This is a genomic window from Promicromonospora sp. NPDC090134, from assembly GCF_044746965.1.
Lineage (GTDB): Bacteria > Actinomycetota > Actinomycetes > Actinomycetales > Cellulomonadaceae > Promicromonospora.
Genome location: NZ_JBIVCZ010000016.1, coordinates 39,481 through 55,773 on the forward strand (window position 1 = coordinate 39,481; position 16,293 = coordinate 55,773).

Sequence of the window (16,293 nt, forward strand, 5' to 3'; positions counted from 1 at the left end):
TGGGACGAAGGGGGCAGGTGCTCTGGGTGCTGCCTGTGGGCAGCGGGTGCCCGACGGCGGCGCGGGCCGGTGGATCTCAGCCGGCCGCGCGGCCGCCGTCGGGGGGCGGCTCAGTCCTGGGCGCCCTTGATGAAGCTCACGGCGTCGCCGACGGTCGCGAGGTTCTTGACCTCCTCGTCCGGGATGCGAACCCCGAACTTGTCCTCGGCGTGCGTGACGATGGTCATCATCGACAGGGAGTCGATGTCGAGGTCGTCCGTGAAGGACTTCTCGAGCAGGACGTCGGCCGTGTCGAGGCCCGTCTCCTCGGCGACGATCTCGGCGAGGCCCTCGAGGATCTCCTGGTCCGTGTTGGCCATGGGACTTCCTATCTTTCGTTAACGGTCACCGGCGCCGTCGGGCACCGGAGTCTTGCTGGTCAGATCTTGGCGCATCCTGCGACCGGAATGCACAACGGGCCGTCCTGCGACCCGGCCGCACCCTGGCTACGGCAGCACCACGACCTGTGCGGCGTAGACCAGGCCCGCGCCGAAGCCGATCTGGAGGGCGAGGTCGCCGGACTTGGCCTGTCCCTCGGACAGGAGCCGCTCGGCGGCCAGCGGGATCGACGCCGCGGACGTGTTGCCGGTCTCGGCGATGTCGCGCGCGATCACCACGCTGTCGGGCAGGCCGAGCTGCTTCTTCATCTGGTCGATGATCCGCATGTTGGCCTGGTGCGGGATGAAGACCTGGATGTCCTCGGCCGTCACGCCTGCCTCGGCCATGGCCTTCTCGGCGATGGGCGCCATCTGGAAGCTCGCCCACTTGAACACCGTGGGGCCGTCCTGACGCAGCGTGGGCCAGCCCAGCTCGGGGTCCTCGCGCAGCTCGGTCCACGAGTGCGTCTGGCGGATCGCGGTGGCCTTGGAGCCGTCCGAGCCCCACACCGTCGGGCCGATGCCCGGAGTGTCCGACGGGCCGACGATCGCGGCGCCCGCGCCGTCGCCCAGCAGGAAGGAGATGGAGCGGTCGGTCGGGTCGATGATCTCGCTGAGCTTCTCTGCGCCGATCACCAGCACGTGCCGGGCCAGACCGGCCCGGACCAGGGCGTCCGCCTGGCCGATGCCGTACGCGTAGCCGGCGCAGGCCGCGGACACGTCGTAGGCCGCCGCGGGCGTCGCGCCGATGCGCTCGGCCAGGATCGCGGAACCCGACGGCGTCATGTGCATGTGCGTGATCGTCGACAGGATGATCGCGTCGATGTCCGCGCCGACCAGCCCCGCGGCGTCCAGCGCCTTCTTCGAGGCGGCCTCGGCCAGGTCGAGCACGTCCTTGTCGGCGCCCGCCCGACGGCGCGTGACGATGCCGGTGCGCTGGCGGATCCACTCGTCCGAGGAGTCGATGGGGCCCGCGATGTCGTCGTTCGTCACGACGAGCTCGCCACGCTCCGCGCCGATCGCGAGGATCTTCGAGAACTGCGTGGGCTGGGCCTGCTGCAGGGTGGTCACTGGGCTGCTCCGGTCGCGCTCGTGCCGCTGGAAAGGGCGTTGCTGTGTGCCGCGATGAGCTCGCGGGCCGCGTCGAGGTCGGCGGGCGACTTGACCGCCACCGTCTCGACACCCTTGAGGCCGCGCTTGGCCAGACCGGTCAGGACGCCGCCGGGGGCGAGCTCCAGGAGGCCCGTGACGCCGCGCTCGGCGAGGTTCGTCATGATCAGGTCCCAGCGCACCGGGGCCGTGACCTGGCCCGCGATGTTGCGCAGCACGTCGGCGCCGGTCCCGTGGCCGTGGGTGCCGCCGGTGTAGGCGGTCCCGTCCAGGTCGGCGAGGAAGGGCAGCATCGGGTCGGCGGCGTCCCAGCCGAGGGCGACGGGCTCGAACTCCGCGCGCGCCGCGTCCATGAACGGGGTGTGGAAGGCGCCCGCGACCTGCAGCGGGATCACGCGCGCCCGGGTGGGCGGGTTCTCCGCGAGCTTGGCGAGGTTCTCCAGCGCGCCGGCCGCGACGGTCTGACCGGCGCCGTTCACGTTGGCGGGCCACAGGCCCGCGGCCTCGATCGCGGCGAGCACCTCGTCCGGGTCGCCGCCCACGACGGCGCTCATGCCCGACGGCGCAGCCGCTGCCGCCGTGGCCATCGCCCGGGCGCGGCGCGCGACCAGGCCGGCCGCGCCGTCGTCGGTCAGGGCGCCCGCCACCGCGGCGGCCGACAGCTCGCCGACCGAGTGTCCGGCGGTGACGTCCACGACGTCCGCGGCGGCACGGCCGTCGAGCAGGGCCCGCAGCGCGAGCAGCGAGGTGGTGACGATCAGCGGCTGGGCCACGGCGGTGTCGCGGATCGTGTCCGCGTCCGACGTCGTGCCGTGGGCCACGAGGTCCAGGCCGGCGGCCTCGGAGGCCGCGGCGAGGCGTTGTTCGGTACCGGGCAGCTCGAGCCAGTCGCTGAGCATCCCGGGGGTCTGAGAGCCCTGTCCAGGGCAGACGACGGCGAGCACGCGTCCACTCTGCCAACCCGAGCCGCTCCCGGGACGTCGCGACCTGTACCAACCTGGTCGGGGGGCCTTGTCGGGAACCTACAAGGCGTTCACCCTGGCCAGCGGTTAGTGGCCCAGGTCTCCCTCGCGCTCAGCCCCGGCCGAGCTGGCCCAGCGCCAGCGCCACCTGCAGCACGAACGACTCGCGGGCGTCGAGCGGGTCCCAGCCCGTGATCTCGGAGACCTTGCGCAGGCGGTAGCGCACCGTGTTGGGGTGAACGTACAGATGGCGCGCGGCGGCCTCCAGCGAGCGGCCCGTGCCGAGGTAGGCCGAGAGGGTCTCCAGCACGGCGCCGCCGGCATCCTGCAGCGGGGTGAACGCCTGGGCGATGAGCGTGGCGCGGGCCGTGTAGTCGCCGGTCAGCACGCGCTCGGGCAGCAGGTCGTCCGCCATGACCGGCCGGGGCGCCTGCGGCCACGCCGGCGCTGCCGTGAGGCCGGCGAGCGCGGAGCGGGCCGACCGTGGGGCGTCGGTCAGGCTGGGCACCTGGGTGCCGATCACCACGGGCCCGGTGCCGAACCGCGACATGAGCGCCGTCGCGGCGGCCACGAGGTCGCCCTCGCCGCCGAGCACGAGCACGAGCCGGTCGCCGTGGATCCCGACGAGGGCGTCGCCGGCGGCGCGGCGGGCGACGCGGCGGATCTCGGCGGTGCGTATCTCGTCGAGCTCCTCGGTCGCGAGCCCCACGACCACGAGGGCGTTGCCCCGGCCGCTCCAGCCGAGCGCCGAGATGCGGGAGCGCAGGGAGTCGTCGCCGTCGCCGCGCACCAGGGCGTCGACCACGAGCGCCTCCAGGCGGGCGTCCCAGGCGCCGCGCCACTCGGCGGCGCGGGCGTAGACCTCGGCCGCGGAGAACGCGACCTCGCGGGAGTAGCGCAGCACGGCCTCGCGCAGGTCGCGCTCACCGCCGGGGGCGGCGATCCGGTCGGAGTGCGTCTCGACGACGTCGACCACCACGCGCACGAGCTGCAGCGTGTGCTGCAGGGAGATGGAGCGGGTCAGCTCGGTGGGCGCCGCGGCGAAGATCTCGCTGACGCCGTGCGGCGGCCGGTCGGGGTCCGTGAACCAGGACGTGAACGCGTTGATGCCGGCCTGGGCGACGAGGCCCACGTACGAGCGGTCCTCGGCGGGCAGCTCGCGGTACCAGCCTAGGTCCTCGTCGAGGCGGCGCATCGCCGCGGCCGTGAGCAGGCCGCTGGCCTCGCGGACGCGCTGGAGGTTCATCGGGAAGCCGGCGGGGTCCAGACCGGCGTCGGGCCCCGGGGTGCCCTCGGCGCCGGCCTCGGGTGCCTGACCGGTGTCCTGGTCCGCGCTGCGGTCGGTCGCCTGCCCGGCCTCCCGGTCGGTCTTCTGGGCGCTGCCTCGAGCGGCCCGTCGCGTAGCTGGCACACCGGCAGCATACGAGCCCGAGTTGTGGGGAGTCCACAAACGGACTTTCGCGACAGTGCTATTCCAGTGAGCGCGGGTGAGAAACTGTAGGGTCGAGGCATGGCCCTGATGCACCGGCTCCGTCGCCTCATCCGTCGGCCCTTGTCTGCGTCCACGGTCGGCGCTCGCCGGCCGTCACCGTCGGCACCCCGACGTGGGGACGTGGGGCACGAGGACGCGCTACGAGCGCAGCTGACCGACGATCCCAACAACGAGGAGGCGTTCGCCGCCCTGGCGGAGATCGTCCGCCGGCGGGCCGCCGAGGACCCGACGCTGGAGGACCCGCTGCGGGACTCCGACGAGATCCCGGAGTCGAAGCAGCGCGAGGCCGACCTTGCGGTCTGGTCCCTCGCGGAGGAGCTGGCCGGGCACCCGCGGGGCTGGTACCCCCTGATCGAGCTGGGGCGGCTGTCGCTGGCCGACGACCCGGAGGGCGCCGTCCGCCGGTTCATCACCGCCGCCGAGCGAGACCCGGACGGCAACGCCCTGGCCGAGGGTCTGGCGATCCTGCGCGGCGCCGGGATGCCCGTCGAGGCCCTGGGCCTGGGTGTGGGGCACTGGCGGGTGCGGGAGCACTCGCCCGTCGTCGGCAAGCACCTCGTGCTGGCGGCGCTCGAGGCAGACCGGGTGTTCGAGGCGAAGCAGCACCTGCGCGCCCTGGACCTGCACCCGGACACCAAGGCGGTCAAGCCGCTGCAGGCGGAGCTGGCGAAGGCGATCGCGGAGGCCGAGAAGGGGTAGCAGGCCGGGCCGCGCGGAGTGCGTGGTGAACAAGAGAGAGCTGCGGCGCACCGGTGAACCGGTGCGCCGCAGCTCTCTTGCTACCCAAGGGTCAGCTGTCGCCGCCCGCGTTGCCGGACGTGCCGGCGGTGACGTCGAGCAGGCTGTACTTCTCGACGGCCTTGCTCACGACGTCGGCGGGGACCTCGCCACGGCGGGCGAGGACCTGCAGCGTACGGACCACCATCGACGGGCCGTCGATGAGGAAGTAGCGCCGCGCGGCCGCGCGGGTGTCGGAGAAGCCGAAGCCGTCCGCCCCGAGCACCGCGTAGTCGCCGGGGACCCACGCGCGGATCTGGTCGGGGACCAGGTGGTCGTAGTCGCTGGTGGCGACGAACGGCCCCTGGGCGCCGGACAGCTTCTCCGTGACGTACGGCGTGCGCAGCGGCGCCGACGGGTCGACGAGGGCGTCGTGCTCCGCCGCGAGGGCGTCGCGACGCAGCTCGTTCCAGCTCGTCACCGACCAGACGTCGGCCGAGACGCCCCAGTCCTCCTTGAGGAGCTGCTGCGCCTCCAGGGCCCACGGCACACCCACGCCGGAGGCGAGGAGCTGGGCCTTGGGGCCGTCGTCATCGGACACCGAGATGCGGTGGATACCGCGCTTGATGCCCTCGACGTCGACGTCCTCCGGCTCGGCCGGCTGGACCATCGGCTCGTTGTACACCGTGAGGTAGTACATGACGTCCTGCGCGCGCCCGTCGGGCGTGTGGCCGTTCTCGCCCGGGCCGTACATGCGCTCGATGCCGTCGCGCACGATGTGCCGGATCTCGTACCCGTAGGCCGGGTCGTACTGCACGATCGCGGTGTTCGTCCCGGCGATGAGCGGGCTGTGGCCGTCGGCGTGCTGCAGGCCCTCACCCGTCAGGGTGGTGCGGCCCGCGGTGGCGCCGATGATGAAGCCGCGCGTGAGCTGGTCGCCGGCCGCCCAGAACTGGTCGCCCGTGCGCTGGAAGCCGAACATCGAGTAGAAGATGTAGACCGGGATCATCGGCTCGCCGTGCGTGGCGTACGACGTGCCGACCGACTGGAACGCGGCCGCGGAACCGGCCTCGTTGATGCCGGTGTGCATGATCTGGCCGGACTCGGACTCCTTGTAGCTCAGCATGAGCTCGCGGTCCACGGCGAGGTAGTTCTGGCCGAGCGTGTTGAAGATCTTGGCGCTCGGGAAGATCGAGTCCAGACCGAACGTACGGGCCTCGTCCGGGATGATCGGCACGATGCGGTTGCCGAAGTCCTTGGCCTTGAAGAGGTCCTTGAGCAGCCGGACGAACGACATGGTCGTGGCGACCTGCTGCGTGCCGGAGCCCTTCTTCAGCAGCTCGTAGGACTTGTCCTCCGGCAGCGTCAGGGTGGTCTTCGCCGTCGTCCGGCGCTCCGGTACGAAGCCACCGAGCTGACGGCGGCGCTCCAGCATGTACTGGATCTCCGGTGCGTCGGGGCCCGGGTGGTAGTACGGCGGCAGGTACGGGTCGGCCTCGAGCTCGGCGTCCGAGATCGGGATGCGCAGGGAGTCGCGCAGCGTCTTGAGGTCGTCGCCCTTGAGCTTCTTCATCTGGTGCGTCGCGTTGCGGCCGGCGAAGCCGGCGCCCAGGCCGTAGCCCTTGACGGTGTGCGCCAGGATGATGGTCGGCTGGCCCGTGTGCGCGCGCGCCGCGGAGTAGGCCGCGTACAGCTTGCGGTAGTCGTGGCCACCGCGCTTCATGTTCCAGATGTCCTCGTCCGTCATGTTCTCGACGAGGGCCTTGGTGCGCGGGTCGCGCCCGAAGAAGTGCTCGCGGATGAACGCGCCGGACTCCGCGCGGTACGTCTGGTAGTCACCGTCGGGGGTGACGTTCATCAGGTTGACCAGCGCGCGGTCCTTGTCGGCGTTGAGCAGGGCGTCCCACTCGCGGCCCCAGACGACCTTGATGACGTTCCAGCCGGCGCCCTTGAACTGGGCCTCCAGCTCCTGGACGATCTTGCCGTTGCCGCGCACCGGGCCGTCGAGGCGCTGCAGGTTGCAGTTGACGACGAACGTCAGGTTGTCCAGCTGCTGCTGCGCGGCGTGCTGGATCATGCCGCGGCTCTCCGGCTCGTCCATCTCGCCGTCGCCGAGGAACGCCCAGACGTCCTGCTGGCTGGTGTCCTTGATCCCGCGGTTGTGCAGGTACTTGTTGGTCCAGGCCTGGTAGACGGCCGACGCCGGGCCGAGGCCCATGCTGACCGTCGGGAACTCCCAGAAGTCCTGCATGAGGCGCGGGTGCGGGTACGACGGCAGGCCGCCGCCCACGTGCGACTTCTCCTGGCGGAACCCGTCGAGCTGGTCCGCCGTGAGGCGGCCCTCGAGGAACCCGCGGGCGTAGACGCCGGGGGAGGCGTGGCCCTGGAAGTAGATCTGGTCGCCGCCGCCCGGGTGGTCCTTGCCGCGGAAGAAGTGGTTCAGGCCCACCTCGTAGAGCGTCGCGACGGACGCGTACGAGGAGATGTGGCCGCCGACGCCGAGGCCCTCGCGCTGGGCGCGCGTCACCATGACCGCCGCGTTCCAGCGGATCCACGAGCGGTAGCGACGCTCCATCGCCTCATCGCCCGGGAAGTACGGCTCCTCGTGCACACCGATGGTGTTCACGTAAGGCGTCGCCATCGACGCGGGGATGCTCACGTTCCGCTCCCGCGCGCGGCGCAGCAGGTTGAGCATGACGTATCTGGCGCGGGGTCCGCCCTTGTCGTCGATCAGCCCGTCGAAGGACTCGACCCATTCCTCGGTCTCGGCCGGGTCGATGTCAGGTACGGCGCTGAGCAGACCGTTGATCAGCGGTCCGGTCTCGTCAAACGAAGCCACCAGCAACCTCTCTCGGTGTCGCGCGGCGCGGTCGCGGTTCGCGCTCCTCGCCGCCTCGTCAGGACCCGTCGCGTCGGCAGCGTCGCCACAGCTGGGGTTGCGGCTGTGCACGCCCACGCACAGGTGGTCCTATCTATTCTGTCCCCTCACAGCCTCCGTCCACACCATAGGGCGGTCAAGAGCGCGTGATCTGCGTTACGTCTGTGGCGGTTCGCACCAGTATTGATACTCGGTATCGCAATATTGAGACTGAGTGCATGACCAGGGCGTTGCCGAGGTCGGATCGAATCATCAAAAAGGCACCACACGTCCTGGTTGCGAGGCATGGCCGGGGTGCGTGCACTACCTTTGGCGACGGAGGGCCCGACGGCGGGCCGACACAAGACGGACACGACCCGGCACCAGTGCCGGACAGAGAGAGGAACGATCAACCAAGTGAGCACGGACACCCAGGGCGCGGGGCGCCTCGGCTTCGAGGCCGGCCAGGTCGTGCAGGAGTTCGGCTGGGGAGACGACGTCGACGAAGCACTCCGCGCCGAGATCGAGAAGATCATCGGCAGCGAGCTGGAGGACGAGGACTTCGGTGACGTCACCGACGGCGTCATCCTCTGGTGGCGGGAGGACGACGGCGACCTCACCGATGCACTGGTCGACGTCCAGACCGTCCTTGACGATGGTGGGCTGATCTGGATCTTCACGCCCAAGCCCGGGCGCGACGGCGAGGTCGGCCACGGTGACATCCAGGAGGCGGCCACCACCGCCGGCCTGCAGACCACGAGCACCTTCGCCATCGCGGAGGACTGGTCGGCCACGAAGCTCGGGTACCGGGGCCGTGGCAAGTAGCGGGTCATGACCGAGGCGTTCAACGGGCAGGCCGCCGCCGCGGTCGCGCTGAAGCCGGGTGACCCCGCACCCGACTTCACGCTCCCCGACACCCACGGCACCCCGACCACGCTGTCCGACCTGCGAGGCACCCCGGTGCTGGTGGTCTTCGTGCCGTTCGCCTTCTCCGGCACCTGCACCGGCGAGCTGTGCGAGCTGCGCGACAACATCGAGGACTTCGAGACCGCCGGCGTGCGGCTGTTCGTGATCTCGACCGACGCGGTGTTCACGCTCAAGGCGTGGCAGGCCGCGGAGGGCTACCAGTTCGACCTCCTGTCGGACTTCTGGCCGCACGGCGACGTCGCGCGCGCCTACGGCGTGTTCGACGAGGGCTCGGGCATCGCGCTGCGCGGGTCGTTCCTGATCGACGCCGACGGGATCGTCCGATGGACCGTGGTCAACCCGCGCGGGCAGGCGCGTGACCTGGAGGACTACCGGCGGGCGGTCGAGGAGATCTGACCCTGCCCGGCCCGAAAATCTGGCTGGGTCTCGGGTGCCGGGCAGGTATTGTTGTCCGCTGCTGGTGGTGTGCTGCTGAGGCAGTGCTGCCGGGGCTCGTAGCTCAGTTGGTTAGAGCGCCACGTTTACACCGTGGATGTCGGGGGTTCGAATCCCTCCGGGCCCACCAACAGGCATTTCTTGCCTGCGACCTGCACCGATACCAACTCGCTCCGTGGACACGAGTGCCCACGAACGGACGCCTGCGGACTCCGGTATCCCCTCACTATCCCCGCACCATCCCCGCGGCCGACGGTTCGCACCTCCTTGCACAAGGGGGTCTTGGACATGGCCGGTAAAGCTGGACGGCGCCCGTTCGGTGGCGTAGAGGCGCGCAAGTCACGGTCGAGCGGCAAGGTCGTGTCGTACCGCGCGACCTACATCGGCCCGGACACCGACAAGCATCACCGGACGTTCGGTGACCGAATCCCTGCGGAGATGTGGCTGGGTGAGGAGCGCAAGCTGATCGACGCGGGCGAGTGGACACCGCCGAAGATGCGGGAAGCTGCGTTCCAGCGCCTGACGCTGTCGGAATGGGCGACCGAGCATGTGGAGTCGCGGACGCTTGCGCCGGGCACGTACAGGAACTACATGCGGATGATCCGGGTGTACCTGGACCCGGGTCTGGGGAAGAAGTACGTCGATGAGGTGACTCTTGCGGACGTCTCCGCATGGCACGCGCGAACCAAGACCGAGCTGCGCGCTCGAGCTCGGGCTTCGGGCCGCAAGAACGGCGACGGTGCGGGGGAGGCGGCGCAAGCGTACAAGTTCGTCTCGAGCGTCTTCCGCAGCGCGGTCGCCAGAGGGCTGATCGACGCCTCGCCAGCCCGGGTCACGGGTGGTGGGAAGTATCGGCGAAAGCGGAAGCCGGTGGTCCTGACGAGTACCGAGGTGAAGGCCATCGCGGAGGCTCTTCCTGAGCGGTTGCGTGGTCTGGCGGACCTGTTGTCGTCATCCGCGCTGCGGATCGGGGAGGCACGGGCGTTGCGCCGCCGAGACCTCGATCTGCGTGACTTGAAGGCGGCGAGCGTCATGGTCCAGCAGAACATCTCCGAAGGCGGCAAAGGCGTGGGCTCGGTGATCGGTCCTGTGAAGACCGAAGCTGCCAACCGCCCCGTGGCGATCGGCGAGGAACTTGCCACAGTGCTGGCAGACCACGTCAAGCGGTTCGCGGAGAGCGGGCGCGACGGTCTGGTGTTCCCCAAGCCTGGCGGTGGACTGCTCCCGGAGAGCACATGGCGCTATGCCTGGATCAGGGCACGGAACGAGGCAGGGCTGCCGGACGTGAAGACTCACGACCTGCGGCACACGAGCCTGACGATGGCTGCGCGAGCCGGGGCGACTACGGCGGAGCTGATGCACCGTGCAGGGCATTCCGAGGCGCGGGTCGCGATGATCTACCAGCATGCTTCCGAGGAACGCGACCGGATGATTGCTGAGCGAGTCGAGGCTATGGCACGCGAGGACGAGTTGGCTGCGCGCCGTGAGCAACGACGCCTGCAGAGGGACGAGGCCTCGTGAGCGCGACTGGGTAGTTGTGCACACCTTGTCGGCAACGACGAGTTGCCGACAAGGGAGTGCCGTTATGCCTGCTCATCGTGAACCTCATCGCGAACGTGGTGTCTCGTCTCGGCAGAGCGCTGAGGCGGGTGGGCCCCGATCGCGCCTCGTTGGGCTCGCCGTCGCGGCACAGACGTTCGGCGTCTCGACCAAGACGTTGCGGCGTCGTATTGCAGACGGCACCGTGCGCGGTTACCGGATCGGAAGACTGATCCGGGTCGACCTGGACGAGGTGCGCGCGGCTCTCGTCGTGACGATCGCATCACCTCGCAGATCTGGTGGGTCGTGACCGCGGGGAATCCTCGCGGTCGATCTTGCTGCACAAACCGTTCGAGCTCGCGCGACGTCAGATCCCTGTACTTGGGTAGCTCGTCCGGCTCGGTGTCAGACAGCACCCGTACCTTTCGTGCATGTGGAACGTGATGGTGCTGCGATCACCGGTCATTCATCCGCGCCGTCCGGCAGGCGAGGGGGCACCGGCAGCCGGCTGGACGACGAGCGAACGACGGCGAGTCGGTCTGGGTCGATCCGGGGCGTCACGCCTCGCTGGTGTCGGTGTGACGGCGCGGACCGCAGCTTCACTTCCCAGCGGTGGGGCACGCAGCCTCGCCATATGGTCGGACATCAAGGTCAGCCGCGGGCAGAATCTAGCGGTTCTTGCCGTTGCGTTCTCTTACGGTCCGATCGCCGCGGTGCTGTTCGGTGTTGACGGCTGGATGATGTTCATGATCTGGACCGCAGTTGCCGGCGTCGTGCTGTATCCCGGATTCCGATTCGGGGCCGCGGAGGGGCTGGAACGGGTATTCCGCCGGTTCGACAACTACCGCGAGTACGGCCAAGCCGGATTCAGATTGATCTATGCCATCCAGGATTCAGGTCTCCTGGCCGGTTCAGGGCGGATGAATCTGCGCCAGATGGAGACCGCCGTCCGGTCTGCCCACACCTGGAGGAAGCTGGGCAGCGACACCGGTGTAGACCACGCTTGGCGCAGCCGTCGAGTCTTTGACCTGTTGCACCAGTATCCACTCGACTCGGCCGCTGCCACCGAGATCTGTGACCTGACCAGGTCTTCGCTGGTGGATACGGCGGGAGCTCGTGTGGATCCGTTCACCTACCGGGTAACCAAGAACTTCCGGCGTAGCAGTCCACGATTCGAGCTGGCTAACAGCCTCATGACGTTGGTTGCCGCGGCCCTTGGCCTGCTGGTCGTGGTCCTTCCAGTTCTGCTAAGCCGATGAGTACTTCTGAGTGGCAGGGCCCGGCACGCACTACTGCGGTTCGTGGGGCTGCAGTGGCGCACCAGGCGGTGACGCCCGGACTCTCAACCTGGACACCGACGTTCGTCGCCTCACTGTCAGACTGCGTAGGCCCCATGCGGCAGACACGACGTACCTCCTCCGCGTCTCACCTTCGAGCTGTCCTGCCACGGCCACGTCGGACGAGCCGAGCACGGGCGGCCGGCGTTGATCAGAACGGGGGCTCGATACCCAGGTTGCCGAGTGGTTCGTCCCGGGGCGGCAGGAACCTGTAGGTCACCGCGCGCCCGCGTGAGCGGGGCGTGACGAGGCCGTGGAGCTCGAGCTGGGCACGGATGTGGGCGGTCTCTCGTGCTGCGGCTCGGTAGCCGTCGACTGTTGGGCTGAAGCGTTCCCAGCGGGTTCCGTCTTCGTCGGACACGATCTCTTCCCGGTACCCGCGGCCCAAGTCCTGCAGGACATCGGCGGCGAAGTCGGGGGCGTCGATCACTCGTTGGATGTTGCCGTGAGCCAGGATCAGCGGGTGGAGGCAGAACGATGGTCGCGGGTCCGGGTCGTATGTCCAGATCTGCGAGTCGTAGACCTTGTGGCTGTAGGCCTCGTACTCGTGCCAGACGCGGCGTGCGGTGCGTAGTCGGGAGGCGTCCGCTCCGCGACTCATGCCGGGGATGCCGAGGGTGAGCGCCTGCCAGCGTTCGGCGCGCAAGGCTTGGTCGAAGTTCATCGCGGGCATGACAGCTCTCTCCTCAGTGCCGGTCGGTGAGCGGGCCAGCTACAGCGCATGTCCGTCGCTGTCGGCCGCCGGCCCGTGCGACCCGTTCGCCGACTGGGGCGACTGGGGCTCGGGCCGGGGTGCAGGGCGTGGCGCCGCGTGCAGCCTGTAGTCGATCGCGATGTCCGTGAGCTCGTGGAGCACGTCGCCCAGATCGACGCCGAACGACCCACCGAACGGTGTGGCGGTGGTCATGTCTGGCTGGACGGGGTCGGGGACGATGTTGCCGAGGACCGCCTGCGGTGCGAGGGCGTAGCACTCGTTGATAAGCATGTTCGGGTGCTCATGAACCCGGACCGGGGTGCGGCGGATGAATGGGATGCCGCTGGGCGGGTGGTCGGGTTCGCGGTGGCGCAGCATCAGTAGGTCGACTGGGCTGTCGAGCAACGGTGCCTGGCGCAGTGCGCCGGCGGGCAGGCGGACGGCGGCGATCAGGTCGGCTTGCTTGGCGATCGAGCGCCGCGGCTGGGCGTCGGCGCCTTCCAGGAGCTGGCGGTGGGCCAGCGCGACCAGGAGCCCGCCGGGCCGCAGCCAGGTCAGGGCCTCACGGATCAATCCGTGGTGGGACATGGTGACGCCGATCCGCCGGTCGCGAGTCAGCGCCCTGGTGTCCGCGTAGGGCAGGCTCGCGATCACGACGTCCGCCCCGTTGAGGTCAGCGGCCCCGACCGGTGAGGCATCGACCGGTTCGAGGTTGAGGTCGGGGTGGGGCCATTGCGTCGCCGAGGGCAGGTCACCGGCGAGCGGGATCTGATCGGCGATATCGCTGGGCAGGTCGGAGTCGCTTAAGACCGTCAGGCCGTCGAGTGTGCGAGGCGCGTCCGGTGGAGCACCGGCAAGAAGCTCGGCGTCGCGCCCTACGACCAGGAGGCGACCGCCGGTGTACTCCAGGGCCTTGATGTGTCCCCACATCTGCTTCGCGATCGTGTGGTGCGCCTCGACCGCGGGCGTGTGGAGGTGCAGGTGGATGGCCATGTCCTGGAGTGCCGCGTCCATATCGGCTCTGTTGAAGTCCATGCTGTTCTCTCCGTCGATTGGTCAGGTGATCTGGTGGCCGGTGGCCGGTGGCGAGGGGTTACAGGTCCAGTGCGGGGGGCTCGCCGCCCGGGCGAGGGAAGCTGTGCCGGGGTGTAGCCGGGCCGTGAAGCGTGGCCCGGTCCGAGGCTGTGTGGGCAGAACGGTGCTGCTGTGCGATCTCGCTGAACACGCTGGCCAGGCGGCCGGGCCAGGTGCGGTCGGGGTCGTGGACAGCGAGCTGCTGTAAGCCCCAGTAGTCGGTGCCCACGTCAGGAACACCCAGCACTCGGTCGGGGTGGGTGGTGAAGTAGGTGCTCTCGTGCAGGCCGTCCTCGGTCGACCAGTCCACGTCGGGGAACTGCAGGCCCGCGTCCGGGTAGCCGCCGTCGCGGCGCCGCAGGACCAGGACGTCGACTGGTGCGTCGCAGGCTCGCGTGGCCCGGAGTGCGTGGGAGGGCAGGCGGGCGGCGCCGAGGAAGTCGGCCATCTGGGCCAGGCGCGCCCAGCGCGACGGGTCCGGGTAATCCAAAACGGTGTGGTTGACCAGGAACACGGCGTGCCCGCCGGGTGTCAGCCCGGTCAGGGCTTCGAGGGCTTGGAGGTGGAAGGCGTGGTGCCGCATGGCCCGGGTTTCGCGACTGCGCAGGTGGATGTCGTTGTGCGGCATCGAGGCCACGCCGACGTCGAACGGTCGCGCGGTTGCCAGGTTCAGTGGGTAGCGGGTGACCGGGAACGCGTCGCGGTGTGCCCCGGGCCGGCCCTCTGGTACCGGGCCCTGCCACCGGTCGTGGACGGGGAACCCGTCCGCGTCGCGCGGCTGGGGACGGTTCGGGTCGCCGGTCAGCAGGACCTGGGGGTCGGTGCCGAACGCCAGTGCCCGTCCACCGACGGGTGCCCCCAGGCCTCGTAGCAGGTCCCAGATCATCGGTGCGAGCTGAGCGTGCGCACCGGTGGCATCCGCCTGGGCTTGTGCGATCAGAGCGGCGCGGTCTGCCCGCTCCCGAACCAGTTGCGTATGCGCTGCGGTGGTCATGACCGGTCCTCCTCGTCCGTCTCAGGGCCGGCCGCGTGTTCGTCTGAAGCCGTGCCGTCGCCGTCCGTGTTCGGCAGGTGCCAGGACCGGCGCAGGCGACTGATCCGCTCGGAACGGACCCGCTCGATCTCGGCCTGGGCCTCGGCCTCTATCCGACGGCGCCGCGCGACGTCGTCCGTGACGAAGATCGCGAAGTCCGCTGCCCGGTCGGTGACCGCGACCGGGACCGGGCTGGGCGCGGGGTCCTCGCCGGGCCAGGTCGTGCGGCGGGTAGGTCGGTCCTCGGTGAGGGTGGTGCCGCAGCGCTGGACCCAGTCACGCAGCCGACGCCGTGTGTCGGACAGGTCGCGCAGCCACATCAGTGGGGACCCGGGGTGGGCGTCCTCGGCGTGACCGGCCAACCACGAGGTGCGCAGCGCGGACAGCTCCCAGACCAGCTCGGGGTGCCGGTGCCACATCGGCGGCAGCTCCTGCGGGGTGAGGCCGAAGTCATCGCGCAGCCAGTACACGAACGCGTCCAGCTGCCACCACTCCTGCTCGGCTCGGTCCGCGCCCAGGGTGTTCCAGTTGATCGGCACCACCGGCTCCGGCTCCGCCGGGAGCAGCAGGTCCGTACCCGGGGGCGTCACGGCCTCGCGCGGGCCCGGGCCAGCAGAACGGATCGCGGGGAACGGCAGAACATCGCCGGTCTCGTCCGGCGCGTCATTCAGGCCGTCGACGTCGGGCAGCGGGTCTCCGGGTCGCCACCCAAGCATCCGCAGGAGCGAGAGCTCGGACGCATCGGCCGGAACGCCGTTCTGCGTGACCGCCGGTTCGCCCTGGGCGGCCGGGCAGGGCAGATCGGGTTCGTCCGGGTCGGTGCCATGTACCTGGTCCGGGCCGCTCACGACGCACGCCCCGAGCCGGTTACCGCAGCGGGTGCCGTGGCCGGGCGTAGCCGTCGGCGGGTGCGGGTGACCTTGTACCGGGTGCGGGCCGCGTCGTGGCCGAGCCGCCGTGCGACGAACTCCTCGCGCTGGATGAGCTTGCCGTCGTGGGTGACGTTGTAGGTGTTGACGTGGCCGGAGGCGATGAACGCGTCGCCGGGGCGGAACCTGGTCCGGGCACGCTGGGTGGACTCGTGGAAGACGACCAGGTCGCACGTGACCGGTTCACCGGGCGTGAAGGTCTCGCCCTCGCGCTGCCACTGCTGGGCGCGTACCCGGGCACGCAGCACGGGCAGGCCTGTCCGCGTGGTGCCGGGTCGCAGCCCGGTCAGGAACACGCCCTCCAGGCTCTGCCGGATGGGGATCGTCATGATGGCTCCCTGCTCGGGTCACGGACGCCGAATTGCGTCCGTATCCCTTGCCAGGTGCACGACCACCACCACACCCACCGCAACCACAACCGCGCCCACCGCAACTGCGCTAGGAGCAAATCCTCGAGGGGCGACGGGCCCGTGTCCCAGCAGCACTCGGGGCAGTCATCGGGTGGCTCAGCCTGCCCGATCCGGTCTAGTGAAGAGGGCGTGCGTCAGGGCGTCCCGGTCGGCCAGGCCGCAGCGAGGGCGCCTGGTACCGCGCGTCTGGGCGTGCCCGCGAAATGGGCTCGGTGGGAGGCTTCGGGCCTCTGGAGGGCTCGGCGGGCACCGTGCGGGCGACGTCGGTCCAGTGCAACCAGAGCCCCGTCTCGCTCCGACGGTCGCCCTCGTCCGGTGTCACGTAGACGAGCACGAAGTTCTTGTTCCACCGGTTTGCGTG

Annotated in this window: 15 protein-coding genes and 1 tRNA gene; 6 read left to right on the plus strand and 10 right to left on the minus strand. The window is 70.0% G+C overall.

Features of this window, described 5'->3' with window-relative positions; translation table 11 throughout:
- Positions 1 to 110: 110 nt before the first annotated feature.
- The 4 genes from ACIPN7_RS28640 to ACIPN7_RS28655 form a co-directional block, all read right to left on the minus strand.
- Entirely contained in the window at positions 111 to 359 is a 249-nt protein-coding gene (locus ACIPN7_RS28640) for an acyl carrier protein (protein ID WP_020014121.1), read from the minus strand.
- Positions 360 to 485: 126 nt separating this feature from the next.
- The gene (locus tag ACIPN7_RS28645) at positions 486 to 1,487 is read right to left on the minus strand and encodes a beta-ketoacyl-ACP synthase III (RefSeq protein WP_400550418.1); all 1,002 of its coding nucleotides are present in this window, start codon (positions 1,485 to 1,487) and stop codon (positions 486 to 488) included.
- The gene (locus tag ACIPN7_RS28650; protein ID WP_400550420.1) at positions 1,484 to 2,470 is read right to left on the minus strand and encodes an ACP S-malonyltransferase; all 987 of its coding nucleotides are present in this window, start codon (positions 2,468 to 2,470) and stop codon (positions 1,484 to 1,486) included. The genes ACIPN7_RS28645 and ACIPN7_RS28650 overlap by 4 nt, the downstream gene beginning before the upstream one ends.
- A 130-nt stretch (positions 2,471 to 2,600) precedes the next feature.
- The gene (locus ACIPN7_RS28655; protein ID WP_400550422.1) at positions 2,601 to 3,899 is read right to left on the minus strand and encodes a PucR family transcriptional regulator; all 1,299 of its coding nucleotides are present in this window, start codon (positions 3,897 to 3,899) and stop codon (positions 2,601 to 2,603) included.
- Positions 3,900 to 4,100: 201 nt separating this feature from the next.
- Between ACIPN7_RS28655 and ACIPN7_RS28660 the strand changes: the two genes are divergently transcribed.
- Positions 4,101 to 4,679 carry a hypothetical protein gene (locus ACIPN7_RS28660; protein WP_400550424.1) on the plus strand — a complete coding sequence of 193 codons (579 nt, stop codon included), beginning with the start codon at positions 4,101 to 4,103 and terminating at the stop codon, positions 4,677 to 4,679.
- Between the two features lie 91 nt (positions 4,680 to 4,770).
- On the opposite strand, the gene aceE is transcribed toward ACIPN7_RS28660, so the two are convergent.
- Entirely contained in the window at positions 4,771 to 7,536 is a 2,766-nt protein-coding gene (aceE, locus tag ACIPN7_RS28665) for a pyruvate dehydrogenase (acetyl-transferring), homodimeric type (protein WP_400550426.1), read from the minus strand.
- Positions 7,537 to 7,971: 435 nt separating this feature from the next.
- On the opposite strand from aceE, the gene ACIPN7_RS28670 reads away from it, so the two are divergent.
- The 5 genes from ACIPN7_RS28670 (at position 7,972) to ACIPN7_RS28690 (ending at position 11,714) form a co-directional block, all read left to right on the plus strand.
- Complete coding sequence (locus ACIPN7_RS28670) at positions 7,972 to 8,379, plus strand: DUF3052 domain-containing protein (protein WP_400550428.1); 408 nt, start codon at positions 7,972 to 7,974, stop codon at positions 8,377 to 8,379.
- A gap of 6 nt (positions 8,380 to 8,385) precedes the next feature.
- Positions 8,386 to 8,877 carry a peroxiredoxin gene (locus tag ACIPN7_RS28675; RefSeq protein WP_400550430.1) on the plus strand — a complete coding sequence of 164 codons (492 nt, stop codon included), beginning with the start codon at positions 8,386 to 8,388 and terminating at the stop codon, positions 8,875 to 8,877.
- Between the two features lie 92 nt (positions 8,878 to 8,969).
- A tRNA-Val gene (locus tag ACIPN7_RS28680) sits at positions 8,970 to 9,046 on the plus strand.
- Between the two features lie 158 nt (positions 9,047 to 9,204).
- Entirely contained in the window at positions 9,205 to 10,437 is a 1,233-nt protein-coding gene (locus tag ACIPN7_RS28685) for a tyrosine-type recombinase/integrase (RefSeq protein ID WP_400550432.1), read from the plus strand.
- Positions 10,438 to 10,886: 449 nt separating this feature from the next.
- Positions 10,887 to 11,714, plus strand: a complete 828-nt coding sequence (locus ACIPN7_RS28690) for a hypothetical protein (protein ID WP_400550434.1) — start codon at positions 10,887 to 10,889, stop codon at positions 11,712 to 11,714.
- A gap of 229 nt (positions 11,715 to 11,943) precedes the next feature.
- On the opposite strand, the gene ACIPN7_RS28695 is transcribed toward ACIPN7_RS28690, so the two are convergent.
- The 5 genes from ACIPN7_RS28695 to ACIPN7_RS28715 are packed head-to-tail and all read right to left on the minus strand — an operon-like array spanning position 11,944 to position 15,851.
- Positions 11,944 to 12,465 carry a hypothetical protein gene (locus ACIPN7_RS28695; RefSeq protein WP_400550436.1) on the minus strand — a complete coding sequence of 174 codons (522 nt, stop codon included), beginning with the start codon at positions 12,463 to 12,465 and terminating at the stop codon, positions 11,944 to 11,946.
- Positions 12,466 to 12,504: 39 nt separating this feature from the next.
- Positions 12,505 to 13,521 (minus strand): hypothetical protein, encoded by a 1,017-nt coding sequence (locus tag ACIPN7_RS28700; RefSeq protein WP_400550438.1) that lies wholly within the window; start codon positions 13,519 to 13,521, stop codon positions 12,505 to 12,507.
- 58 nt (positions 13,522 to 13,579) lie between these two features.
- Entirely contained in the window at positions 13,580 to 14,554 is a 975-nt protein-coding gene (locus tag ACIPN7_RS28705; RefSeq protein WP_400550440.1) for a hypothetical protein, read from the minus strand.
- The gene (locus ACIPN7_RS28710) at positions 14,551 to 15,441 is read right to left on the minus strand and encodes a hypothetical protein (RefSeq protein ID WP_400550442.1); all 891 of its coding nucleotides are present in this window, start codon (positions 15,439 to 15,441) and stop codon (positions 14,551 to 14,553) included. Before ACIPN7_RS28710 ends, ACIPN7_RS28705 begins: the two co-directional genes overlap by 4 nt.
- The gene (locus ACIPN7_RS28715; protein WP_400550444.1) at positions 15,438 to 15,851 is read right to left on the minus strand and encodes a single-stranded DNA-binding protein; all 414 of its coding nucleotides are present in this window, start codon (positions 15,849 to 15,851) and stop codon (positions 15,438 to 15,440) included. The genes ACIPN7_RS28710 and ACIPN7_RS28715 overlap by 4 nt, the downstream gene beginning before the upstream one ends.
- Positions 15,852 to 16,293 lie beyond the last annotated feature (442 nt).

Bases quoted from the DNA above. Each gene is read 5' to 3' on its own strand.
- ACIPN7_RS28700 (WP_400550438.1), bottom strand. From the start codon at position 13,521: ATGGACTTCAACAGAGCCGATATGGACGCGGCACTCCAGGACATGGCC.
- ACIPN7_RS28695 (WP_400550436.1), bottom strand. From the start codon at position 12,465: ATGCCCGCGATGAACTTCGACCAAGCCTTGCGCGCCGAACGCTGGCAG.
- ACIPN7_RS28690 (WP_400550434.1), top strand. From the start codon at position 10,887: ATGTGGAACGTGATGGTGCTGCGATCACCGGTCATTCATCCGCGCCGT.
- ACIPN7_RS28715 (WP_400550444.1), bottom strand. From the start codon at position 15,851: ATGACGATCCCCATCCGGCAGAGCCTGGAGGGCGTGTTCCTGACCGGG.
- ACIPN7_RS28640 (WP_020014121.1), bottom strand. From the start codon at position 359: ATGGCCAACACGGACCAGGAGATCCTCGAGGGCCTCGCCGAGATCGTC.
- ACIPN7_RS28685 (WP_400550432.1), top strand. From the start codon at position 9,205: ATGGCCGGTAAAGCTGGACGGCGCCCGTTCGGTGGCGTAGAGGCGCGC.
- ACIPN7_RS28675 (WP_400550430.1), top strand. From the start codon at position 8,386: ATGACCGAGGCGTTCAACGGGCAGGCCGCCGCCGCGGTCGCGCTGAAG.
- ACIPN7_RS28705 (WP_400550440.1), bottom strand. From the start codon at position 14,554: ATGACCACCGCAGCGCATACGCAACTGGTTCGGGAGCGGGCAGACCGC.